The organism is Agromyces albus, from assembly GCF_004134825.1.
Classification (GTDB): domain Bacteria; phylum Actinomycetota; class Actinomycetes; order Actinomycetales; family Microbacteriaceae; genus Agromyces; species Agromyces albus.
Genome location: NZ_SDPN01000007.1, coordinates 26,998 through 38,510 on the forward strand (window position 1 = coordinate 26,998; position 11,513 = coordinate 38,510).

At 66.1% G+C, this 11,513-nt stretch carries 7 protein-coding genes; 4 read left to right on the forward strand and 3 right to left on the reverse strand.

Annotation, left to right across the window (positions count from 1 at the left end; genetic code table 11):
- Nucleotides 1-8 precede the first annotated feature (8 nt).
- From ESP51_RS05455 to ESP51_RS05465, 3 genes are all read right to left on the reverse strand, one after another.
- The gene (locus ESP51_RS05455) at nt 9-1,535 is read right to left on the reverse strand and encodes a DUF2142 domain-containing protein (RefSeq protein WP_164990422.1); all 1,527 of its coding nucleotides are present in this window, start codon (nt 1,533-1,535) and stop codon (nt 9-11) included.
- A 162-nt stretch (nt 1,536-1,697) separates the two neighbouring features.
- The gene (locus ESP51_RS05460; RefSeq protein ID WP_164990423.1) at nt 1,698-3,851 is read right to left on the reverse strand and encodes a hypothetical protein; all 2,154 of its coding nucleotides are present in this window, start codon (nt 3,849-3,851) and stop codon (nt 1,698-1,700) included.
- A gap of 383 nt (nt 3,852-4,234) precedes the next feature.
- Nucleotides 4,235-7,030, reverse strand: a complete 2,796-nt coding sequence (locus tag ESP51_RS05465; RefSeq protein ID WP_129519888.1) for a rhamnosyltransferase WsaF family glycosyltransferase — start codon at nt 7,028-7,030, stop codon at nt 4,235-4,237.
- 248 nt (nt 7,031-7,278) lie between these two features.
- Here ESP51_RS05465 and ESP51_RS05470 point away from each other — a divergent pair, with 248 nt between their 5' ends.
- The 4 genes from ESP51_RS05470 to ESP51_RS05485 are packed head-to-tail and all read left to right on the forward strand — an operon-like array spanning nt 7,279 to nt 11,470.
- Nucleotides 7,279-8,190 (forward strand): ABC transporter permease, encoded by a 912-nt coding sequence (locus ESP51_RS05470; protein ID WP_241842994.1) that lies wholly within the window; start codon nt 7,279-7,281, stop codon nt 8,188-8,190.
- On the forward strand, nt 8,187-9,398 hold the full coding sequence (locus tag ESP51_RS05475) for an ABC transporter ATP-binding protein (protein ID WP_422386829.1): 1,212 nt from the start codon (nt 8,187-8,189) through the stop codon (nt 9,396-9,398). Before ESP51_RS05470 ends, ESP51_RS05475 begins: the two co-directional genes overlap by 4 nt.
- Nucleotides 9,395-10,282: a glycosyltransferase family 2 protein gene (locus ESP51_RS05480; RefSeq protein ID WP_129519890.1), complete on the forward strand. Its 888-nt coding sequence runs from the start codon at nt 9,395-9,397 to the stop codon at nt 10,280-10,282. The genes ESP51_RS05475 and ESP51_RS05480 overlap by 4 nt, the downstream gene beginning before the upstream one ends.
- A gap of 42 nt (nt 10,283-10,324) precedes the next feature.
- Entirely contained in the window at nt 10,325-11,470 is a 1,146-nt protein-coding gene (locus ESP51_RS05485) for a glycosyltransferase family 2 protein (RefSeq protein ID WP_129519891.1), read from the forward strand.
- Nucleotides 11,471-11,513 lie beyond the last annotated feature (43 nt).

An 11,513-nucleotide genomic window follows, 5' to 3' on the forward strand; every position in this document is an offset into this window, starting at 1 on the left:
TTCCGCCGTCAGCGGGAGGTCATCGCGAGCGAGGGTGACGTTCTCGACTCGGCGATCGGATCGGAGGACTCCGTCCGTATGCCCCGCGATGCCACCCAGCCGACGATACCGAGGATCGCGAGGATGGCGACCACCGCGATCACCACCCACGGTACGATGCCGAGCGGTGGAGCCCACACGGGATTGCGATACATCGCGAGCAGGTCCTCCTGCCCGACGCCCACCGCATACCGCGAGAGGGTTCCGGAGAACGTCAGGTACTGGCCGATCGCCACGAAGGCGGCGACGACGACGTAGAGACGCACGACTGGAACGCGAGCGCCGAGCCGGTCGGCGATCGCCACCGCCGAGAACACCACGACGGTCACGAGCGGGACCAGGGCGTACCTGCCCTGCCAGATGTACCCCGTGGAGGTGATCGACATCGCCTGCACCACCGCCGGCACGAGGTAGACGCCGAGGATTCCCACGACGATGCCGGCGATCTTCCGTCCCCTGGCGACTCCCAGTCCGAGGATGATCGTGCCGAACAGGAGGGTCCACCACAACGCATAGACGTACGGCGGCGCGAAGGTGTCGAGCCACCCGAACACGCCGATGAGGCCGGGATCGAATGCGCGGTCCGTCAGCATGGTGGCGAAAGCCGTGCCGGGAGAGGTGTCGGCTCCGGGGAAATTGCCCATGGATCCGAGGGTTCCGGTCCAGAGGATCCAAGCGGCCGCGGCCGCGACCCCGGCGAAGATGACGCCGACGGTCGCGAGCACGCGCGGCATCCGGATCAGTTCCTGAAGACGAGCGGGCTTCGCATAGATGAGGGCCATCACCCCGATCATCGCAACCCACAACGGTGACATGGAGCGGCTGCTCGCGAGCACGATCCCGCTCACGGCGAGGACGACGAGATCGGGGATCCTCGGCACGAGCGCGGCCCGCTCCTTCAGCACCGCGAGGAAGACGACGAGCAAGGCGAGCCCCGAAGCCACCTCGAGCGCGTTGGGGTTCACGGCGCCGGCGAGGAAGTACCACATCGGCGTGATCGCGGCGATGAAGCCGATGGCGACGATGAAGCGTCCGGACCAGCGCATGAGCGCCGTGAACGCCACTGCGAGGAATGCCGAACAGATGAGTGCGCTCACGGTTCGCATCGCGAGCACGGCGACCTCGGTGTTCTCGATGAACAGCGATGGCCAGCCGACGAGGGCGTAGTACAACGGCTGGTAGAGGCCGGCCGACGTCGTCGACGGCTCAAGCCCTGAACTCTCGTCGGTGAAGTCCATGCACGAGGCCGGAACGGTCGGGTCGAAGGCGTAACACGTCCACCCCTTCGACTCCGCGATGCCCTCCGGAACGTCGACGCGGGTCACCGCGGGCTTGCTCGTGGCGTCCCCTATGAGCTCTCCACGCACGACCGCGGCTGCCTTGATCAGGTGCGACGGCTCATCGGGACTCGCACCGAGCGGCGTCGCCACCGCCCAAGCCACCGCCAAAGCGGCGAACGACAGCCAGGTGAAGAGGAAGACCCGCCACTCGGGCATGGAGCCATGGTTCGATTGCACGTGAGACCTGTTCGGAAGACGACCGGGAAGCGCGCCGGGGAGGCGACTCCGCACCCGCCGACGCATACTCCGATCGAGCTTAGTCGACGGCATGGTGCCGGAATGTCGCGTGGCCGAGGGTGACGCCCGTGGCGGACGGCGCTACGACGTCACCGCTCGGCATCCCAGCAGGGTGTGCGGGCCCGCACCCGTGTTGATTCCATAGACGCAGACGGTGTGCTGCCCAGGCGATGCGGCGAACGACTCCACGAAACCATGTGCGTCACCGAGACCCGGATAGGCGCGGCCGACGTCGGCGCGCGGCTCGTCGGCGAGATACGCGGCGCCCACTCCATCGACGTAGACGTGCACGTGAATCGATGACGCCGTATCGGGGTCGAGCGCCCACCCGGATATCGAGATGGATCCCCCGGCTGCCGTCACCGCCTCGAAATTGCCGATCGGGCTCCTGCCCGCCTCCACCGGGGCGGTCTGCCCGACGGTGACATCCCGGCAACTGAGCAGCGTATGCGGCCCGGCGCCGGTATTGATCGCGTAGACGCAGACGCTGTGCGTCCCGGCTGTCGCCCCGAGCGTCTCGGCGAAGCCGTGCGCGTCGCCATAACCCGGATACGCCCTGCCGACGTCGGGACGCGGCTCATCCGCCGTGAGTGCCACTCCGACTCCGTCGACGTAGACGTGGATCGGAATGGAGTTCACGGTGTCCTGATCGAGAGCCCATCCGCTGACGGTGATTGCGGAACCGGAGGCGGATACCGCTTCGACGCGACCGATGGGCGATCTCCCCTGTTCGCGGATCGCGTCGGGCACGACGACGCTGCGGCATCCGAGGAGCGTGTGCGGCCCCGGTCCGCTGTTGATCGCGAATGCACAGACGTTGCGGGCCCCCGATGCCGCGGGGATCGATGCGGCGAAACCATGCTGGTTGCCGTGAACGGGGTAGACCCGGCCGACGTCGGTGCGCGTCTGGTCGGCGCGGATCGCGTAGCCCACACCGTCGACGTAGACGTGCACCGCGATGGGCGCGACCGTGTCGGGGTCGAGCGCCCAGCCACCGACCCTGACCCCCTGGGCATCGCCGACGGCGGTTTCGAAGTTGCCGAACGGGGAACGGCCCTTCTCGCCGACGATGCTGACCGTGCGACAAGCGAGCTCCACGTGGGCGCCCGGGCCCGTATTGATCCCGTACACGCAGATTCGGTGATCTCCTGGGGCCACGGGGATCGTCTCCGAGAATCCGTGATTGTCGCCATAGCCAGGATACGTCGCCGCCAGCCCGGCTCTCGGCTTGTTGGCCTGATACGCGACTCCGACGCCGTCGACGTAGATGTGCACCGGGATGGGACCCGTGATATCAGGATCGAGCGTCCACCCGCTCACGGTCACCGAGCCGACGCCGGCGACCATCGTGTCGACGGTTCCGAGCGGCGAGCCGCCCATCACCAGCATCCGTTTGCATCCGATGAGCGCGTTGACGCCCTGCCCGACGTTGATGCCGTAGACGCAGACATCCTGGGTACCGGAGGTCGGCACCTTGATGGTGGCATCGAACCCGTGCGCCGATCCGTTGCCCGGGTACGCGGCGCCGACATCGGGACGGCTGCCGGAGGCCGTGAATGCGAACCCGGCCGGTCCCACGTACACGTGCACCGCAATCGACTCGGTCGTATTGGGATCGAGAGCCCATCCGGCGACCCGGACGGTGCCGGGTTTCGCCTCGTACAGCTCGACGTTCCCGAAGGGGTTTCCGGCACCCGTCGGGGATCCGAACCAATTGTTGAAGAACACCCAGAAGTTCCGGTTGCCATATGAGCTGCAGGAGTCACCCGAGCCGTTGAGATTCGCCAGCGCCGCTGCGTTGGGCTGATAGGGCGTGTAGTTGTAGAGGTTCGCGGTCGCCTGGTTGCGGATGCCGACCGTGGTCGCCCCGCACGCCGTGTTGGGGTGGAACGCGATGCTGACGGCACCGATCTTGTACCGACGGTCGGGGAAGTTCGTGTACTGGCGGAACTGCCACGCTGCTTTGTACACCTGGTTGTAGAACCCGTAGAACTCGGCGTTGCACGGTGCCGTGTCGGGGCATCCGTAGCCCATCGAGACCTGATAATCGCCGGCCGTCGGCGACGTATCCGTGATGAGGCTGCGTTCCTTCTGAAGGGTGACGAGGAGGACTTGGGGATTGATCCCGCACGCTTGCGCAACCTTGACGATGATCCGAGCCGCCGGCTCGTTCTCGGCACCGGTGTACGCCGCGCAGTGCCCAGGCCCTGCAGACGGTCTGGACCACGTGCTCACCGAATAGTTCTTCAGGCACGGATATCCGTTCGCTGCGACGCAATTCGGAACCTGCGCATTCAGAAACGCCTGGACGTGCGATTCATTCATCGTCGAGGAGTTGAAGAACACCGAATCCGAGATGATGTGGCCGGGATCCCAGTCGGCGGCACTCAGCGCTTTCGCGCTTCGATCGGCGCCGAACACCGCCAGCACGGTCGCGACCAAGACCGTCACGACGACCACGACGACAGCTCGAAATGCGCGTGTCGGCGCGCGCCGTGTTTGATCCCCAGCTGTACCGCTCACGCGAATCGACCCCCATGTCTACCTCCGTAGCACCGTACCGGAGGTGATCGGAGGAAGGCAGAGCCGCGCCGAACGAAACGACGATCAGGGCTGGTTCACGCGATGGCGGGCGCCGCGCCTTCGGGATCGCACAGATAGCCGTAGATGCCGCTCAGCGCGGCATCCCAGTCACTGTGGTTCGCGTCGATGCGCTCGAGCGCGCCCTTCGACAGTCGCGCCCGCAGCTCCGAGTCCCTGACCAGTCGATCGAGCCGCTCGACGATGTCGTCGTACGTGCGCATCGCCAGCAGCGAATTGTCGCCGTCCTGGAACAGCCAGCTGAACCAGGAGCTGTCGGGTGCGACCATCGGAACTCCGCAGGCCATGAGTTCGAGCGGCAAGTACGACGGGTGTCGCGAGATCTGGAGTGTGAGGCCGATGTCGGTCTCACGGTAGATCGCGCCCGTCGCACGGTAATCGAGCAGTCCGAGGTCGATGAAGTCCGCGGTCTGAGGCAGGTAGCGCGCGCCGGCTGCGACGATGCGGACTCTGTCGCCGTGGATGCGCTTGATCTCGCGCAACGCGGCGTACGCCAGCTCCCAGCAGTTTCGGAAGTGATCGCGCGCGTACACGAAGATCGTGACCGGCTCGTCGTCGCCCTTCTCCCGCCGCCCCTCGGCGTGGTAGATCGTGCGATCCACCGCCGGGTCGAAGTACATGGCCTTCCCACCGTAGAGACCCGCGTAGATCTCGTACATGCTCCTGGTGTTGCAGATCGCATACAGGCCGAGGCGGTAGGTCTCCTCTGCCATCGCGTACAGCGTGCTCGCGGGGTAGAAGCCCGGCTCGTAGTCCTGCATGAGGTAGAACTTGCGACGGACGCCGGGTGCCTTTGCGACATGGTCGGCGGTGAGCCACAGGGTCGCCACGGCCGCGTCCGCCTGCGGGAGAGCCGCGATGCTGTCGTCGGTGCCGTTGTAGAAGTGGATCTCGGCATCGGCGAGGCCGGGGAATGCCGCGACGAGCGCGGAACGGAAGAACTGTTCGTTCGGCTCCGCCAGGAACACGAAGCGATTCTGCACGCCGTTCTGGAGCGCGAGCTTCTCCGCGATGCGGAACGCGGTGTTGAGCCCGCCGAAGAACGGCATGTCGATGTCGGGGATGAACCAGTTGATCGTCTCCACCTGGTGGAATCCGTCGGCGGCGGCGTGGTCGGCGTGCACCCGATCAACGTCGGAGCGCGAGACGGACGCCTGGTGGATGAGCCCCGTCGCCTCCTCTGAGATCGACGAGCCCTGCTTCACCTGGATGTATGCGCGGCCCATGACCTGCAGGGCGAGCTTCACCGGGCGCTCGTCACGGGAACTCCGGAACCGCGGCACGGCCGACAGCTGGGAGACGTTCGGCGAGAGATACGGGTCACCGGCCGCCAGCCAGGGGTGGTAGCGCCAGTAGCTCGCGTAGAAGTCCTCGAGGGGAACGGACGTGCCGCGGGTGAGCGACTCGTAGTGTCTCACCGTGTCGAACGGGATCACTGCGTTCCGGCGGCCGCGCAGGATCTGGTCGAGTCCCAAGACGACATCGCTGCCGCAGAGGATGAAACGCTCATCGAGCCCGCCGACCGACTCGAAGTCCGACCGGCGGATCGCGACGCAGGCTCCCGTGACCGCGAGGGTGTTTCGATACCACCCGGTCGGCCCCACGAGCGAGTCGGATCCGGGTGTCATCCCGGTGAAGAGGTTGTCGGCGAACCCGCCGGGGCCCAGCATCACACCACCGTGCTGAATGAGGCCTTCGCCCTGGCGGAGCTGCAGCCCGACCGTCCCGATGCCATCGCGGAGGAGGAGTCCGACCATCTCCCGAAGCCAGTTCGGATCGACGATCTCGGTGTCGTCGTTCAGCATCACGAGGATCTCGCCCGTGCAGGCACGCGCGGCCACGTTGTTCACCCGGCTGTAGTTGAACGGCTCCTCCGTCCACCAGAGGATGCGGAGGTCGAGGTCGCCCTTCGCGTTGACATACCACTCGTCGCGCTCGTCACTCTGTCCTCCGTTGTCGATGACGACGACGTCGAACCCGGGATACTCCGTGCGCTCGAGCGATGGGAGGAGCCGGGAGAGGTTCGCGCGGCCATGGCGAGTGGGGATCACGATGGACACCGTCGGCCACGTCTCGGGGATGAACCGGACCCGGACGACGCCGTCCTCGAGGCTCGTCTCCGCCCGCTCGCCTCGCTCGGAGAGCACCTCGCGAACCATCTCGGCATCCCGCGCCGTCGCGATGGCCCGGGTGCGACGCGGCTCTGACATGAGCACCTTCGGCACGCGGCCGACGATGCGCTCGCTGAGCCCTGCGGAAAGCAGGAGCCGCCAGATTCCATGGTCATCGAGCCGGATGCCGTCGATGCGGCGGGCCAGATCGACCCTGATCGCGAACGCGCGGCCGAAGTAATTGGCACCGAGGAGCATCTCGGGCGACCATTCCGGTCGGAAATGCGGGTCGGTTCGACGCTCGTGGTCGAGCGTGTCGGTATCGAAGCCGATGGCCTCGAGCGAGGGATCGATGCGATGTGCGCGTGAGATCTCTTCGAGGGCCCCGGGTTCGAGTTGCGAACCGGCGGTGAGAAAGAGCACGAAGTCCGCATCGATCGGCTCGAGGAGCTCCGCCAGGTCGGTGCCCGAGTTCGCACGGAGCACGATGGGCGTCGCTCCGTCGAGCTCACTGATGGAGCGACGCGTGGCCTCGAACTCGTCGGGCTCCGCACCCGGCCGGGTCTCGACCACGACCGCGAACGTCGTCGTGGCGTCGGAGCGGACGGTCGTTGGCGTGTGCTCCTGATCGAGCTGCGCGCGCCATTCCTCATACGTGTCGAGGCCAGGACCGGGCGCGACCGGCGCGGAAAGCTCTATCACCGCAGAGTACTGCCGCCGTCCGGCACGGACGCCTTGCCGCGCCGCCGAGAGGACGCGTCGTGGAGGGGAGCCGATCGGGAAGATCCGTCGGGCGAGGCGTCCTAGGGTCGACTTCACGGATGTCACTCGCCCGAGTGTAGCCGAGCGGCCACGCCCCGCGGCCCGCGGCTGTCACTCAGGACGGGTGCGGTATTCTCGTGGGCGGATCACTCGGTCCGCCTGTTCGTATCTTCCGGAGGAGCCCCTGCATGTCTGACCCCGGGGCGCCAATGCATGAGCGCCGCACACGGTTGGCCGGGCTCGCCTGGCAGGATGCCGGCTCACCACCGAGCACGTTGTCGGGAATCGCCTCCTCGCTGAAAGACATCTGGGATCGCCGAGAACTGCTCGGCATGCTCACCCGCAGGGAGCTGAAGTCCCGTTACAAAGACAGCGCACTCGGTTTCCTGTGGAGCCTTGCCAGGCCGCTGACGCAGCTCCTCATCTACTACGTCGTCGTCGGCCAGTTCCTCGGCGCTGCCCGTGCCATCGACAATTTCGCCATCTACGTCTTCGGCGGCCTGACGATCTACACGCTCTTCAGCGAGATCGTCGCGGGTGGAACCGGATCGATCATCATCAACGCCGGCCTCGTGAAGAAGGTGTACCTCCCGCGCGAGGTGTTCCCGCTCGCGACCATCGGATCGTCGCTGTTCAACTTCCTCATCCAGCTCGGGATCCTGCTCGCTGCCGCGCTGCTCGTGGGCACGATGCGTTGGGATGCCTCGCTGTTCTTCGCCTTCGGGTCGGTCGCGTTGATCCTCATCTACGCCGCGGCCCTCGCACTCGTCCTCTCCGCCGTGAACGTGTATCTGCGGGACGTCCAGTACCTCGTCGAGGTCGTGCTGCTCCTCCTCATGTGGGCCTCGCCCATCGTCTACTCGATCGCACAGGTGGCGGGGGTGATGCCGAGCTGGGCATTGCAGATCTTCGTCGACAACCCCATCACGCTCGCCGTCCTCGGGTTCCATATGACATTCTGGTCGGCCGCGGATCTGGGCATCGCCGCTGCGGACCTCGCGGCACGCATGGTCGTCGCCGGTGTCATCGGACTCATTCTGCTGTTCCTGGCGCAGCGTGTCTTCGCGAAGCTTCAGGGTGACTTCGCTCAGGAGCTATGACCATGACCACGACTGCATCCGTTCCCATCATCCGCGTCCAGAACGTCTCGAAGCGCTTCGTCATCCGCAAGGACAAGAGCATCAAGGAGCGGATCACGAACTTCCGCCGCGGAGCACGTCACCGCGAGGATTTCTGGGCGCTACGCGATATCGATCTCGAGATCGAGGCCGGCACCACGATCGGTCTCATCGGCCCGAACGGCTCCGGCAAGAGCACGCTGCTGAAGACCATCGGCGGCATCCTTCAGCCAACGGAGGGCCGTGTGCAGCGCCGCGGACAGCTGGCTGCGCTCCTCGAACTCGGTGCTGGATTCCATCCCGACCTGACGGGTCGGGAGAACGTCTACCTGAATGCGTCGATTCTCGGCCTGACGAGAGAACAGACCGACTACCACTTCGACGCGATCGTCGACTTCTCGGGAATCGGCGATTTCATCGACACGCAGGTGAAGTTCTACTCGAGCGGCATGTACGTGCGACTCGCCTTCGCCGTGGCGATCCACGTCGACCCCGACATCCTGCTCGTCGACGAAGTCCTGGCTGTCGGCGATGAGGCATTCCAGAAGAAGTGCCTCGACAAGATCCGTTCCTTCCAGGAGGAGGGTCGCACGATCGTTCTCGTCACCCACACGCTCAGCCAGATCACGGCGCTGTGCAACCGAGCCATCGTGCTGGCCAAGGGCAACGTCGTGTTCGACGGCGATCCCGAGGATGCCGTGAGCATCCTCCGTTCGGGATTCGCCGCGACCACGCCGAAGGAAGCGGCGAAGATCGTCGAGGCCGGTGAGCGCGCCGAAGTCCGCTCCGTGCGCACTCTCGACGCCGACGGCAATCCCTGCGAGGCGTTCGAGACAGGCGACGACATCACGATCGAGGTCGAGGTCGAGGCGATACGACCGGTCGCCTCATGGGGTGTGGGCCTGCACGTGGACAACCCCTTCGGGCAGCTCGTCACCGGCGCGACCTCCGGCAGCCTCCGCCAGGACCCGCTCGGCCCTCTCGAGGGCCGGCGACGCGTACGATTCACGCTCCCCCAGGTGCCGATCGGATCCGGCGAGTACAACGTGACGATCGCCGTGATGGGCTCCGAGCGCCAGGAGATCGCACGCGCGAACCACGCGGTGCAGTTCCGCGTTCGGAAGAACACTCGATCCTGGGGGCCCGTCTTCACCGACGTGTCCTTCGAAGCGGACCCCGCCCACCAGTGAGCCCTCCTCCCGCCCTTGCCGTCGTCACCGTCAGCTACCGCTCCAGATCGGTGCTTCCCGGCCTGATCTCCTCCTTGCGGGAGGCGACGAGCCGGCCGTACGAAGTGGTCATCGCCGACAACGCCCCCGACGACGGCGAGAAGACGGTCGCCGAGGAATCCGGTGCCCGTTACCTCCCGATGGAGCGCAACGCCGGCTACGGCGGCGCCGTCAACGCCGCGACTCGGGTACTCGACCCTGAGATCCAGTGGGTCCTGATCTGCAATCCCGACGTGCGCCTTCTCCCCGGCTCGCTCGACGTCCTCGTCGATCGCCTCGAAGCCGACCCAGCCATCGGCGCCGTCGGGCCGCGAGTGCTCAACGAGGACGGATCGACCTACCCGTCCGCACGCGCGGTCCCGTCGTTGCGGACCGGCATCGGGCATGCTCTCTTCGCGAACATCTGGAAGGGAAATCCGTGGACCCGCACCTATCGCACCCCGTCTGATCTCTCGGGTGATGCTCGGATCGCCGGCTGGCTGTCAGGTTCATGCCTCCTTGTACGCCGAGCGGCGTTCGATGCGATCGGCGGGTTCGACGAGGGGTACTTCATGTATTTCGAGGACGTCGATCTCGGAGTTCGAATGGCTGAAGCGGGTCACCTCAACCTCTACGAGCCGTCGGCACGAGTCGTTCACACCGGCGCCCACTCGACGTCGGCCGAAGCGCCCCGCATGGTCGCGGCCCATCACGCGAGCGCGCGCCGATTCGTGGGCCGCCGATATGCTGGACCGCTGCTCCTGCCAATACGATGGGCGATCTATGGCGCCCTCGGCGTCCGATCGCTCACCCTGCAGCTGCAGGCGCGGGCACGGAAACCCGACAGCGGCCGGACGTCCGCATGACGCTCGCCCGCCCTACCTGAAGGTGATGCAATGAAGTTGGTCATGACCATGATGGTCCGCGACGAGGCGGACATCATCAGGGCGACGCTTGAACACCATCGCGCCCAAGGTGTCGACCGCATCATCGTCACCGACAACGGCTCGGTCGACGGTACGACAGAGATCCTCGAGGAGTTTGCGAGTGACGGGCTCGTCGATCTTCGCTTCGATCCCGTGCACCAGAAGCAGCAGAGTGAGGTCGTCACGGCCATGGCTCGCGCTGCGTACACCGAGTACGGGGCCGATTGGGTGATCAACGCCGACGCCGACGAGTTCTGGGTGGCACGCAACCCCGCACGTACGATTCGAGGCGTCTTCGAGAACACACCACGCGCGTTCCAGACGTTCCTCGTGCCCGTGATCGACATGACCGGGACCCCCGCCCTCGAAGGCGCCGGACTCGGTCGACTGGTGTACCGCGACGCTCGGACGGTTGACGAACTCCGCAGTCTCGGCCTGTTGGCTCACTCGACGCCCGATGCGGTTCATATCGGCTCGCCCGACATCGAGGTGGCGCAAGGCAACCACGCCGTGTCGTTCCCGAGCCGCGGCACACCGGCGCGCGATGACTCACTCGAGGTACTGCACCTGCCGTGGCGCTCATGGGGACAGTATTCGCGGAAGGTCGAAGCGGCCGGTCGCGCCTACACGTCAGCGGGCGCAAAACGACCCAGCCCGAACCACCACGGGATGCTCGACTATGCCCGGATGCAAGCCGGGATGCTCGAGGGCTTCTACCTGATCCGGCACCCGGATGCCGCACGGCTCGAGAGCGGGCTCGCCGACGGCACGTTCATCCTCGACGACAGGTTGACCTCACTCGCCCACTCCGGCAAGCCCGACGTGCCCTACGACGAGGAGCGTCGCAACCGCGAGATCGCACGTGTCGCACCGCTCGCCAGGGCCGAGGGGCTGCTGTTCGAACGGTCACGACAGATCGAAGAGCTCACGGTCCGGGCAGAGGCCGCCGAAGACCGTATCCCACCACTCGAACACGCCCTCGCGGATGCCCTACACGATCTCCACGAGGTCCGGTCACGAAGGCTCGTCCAGTTCTTCGATCGACTCACGAACACGGTCGTGGAGATCAGGCAGAAGCGAAGCCGCCCCCGCCCGACCGACTCCGATGATGTGACCGAATCGAACTGACGCTATGACGCGATGTGGAGGCCGGCGACCGCCGGCCTCCACG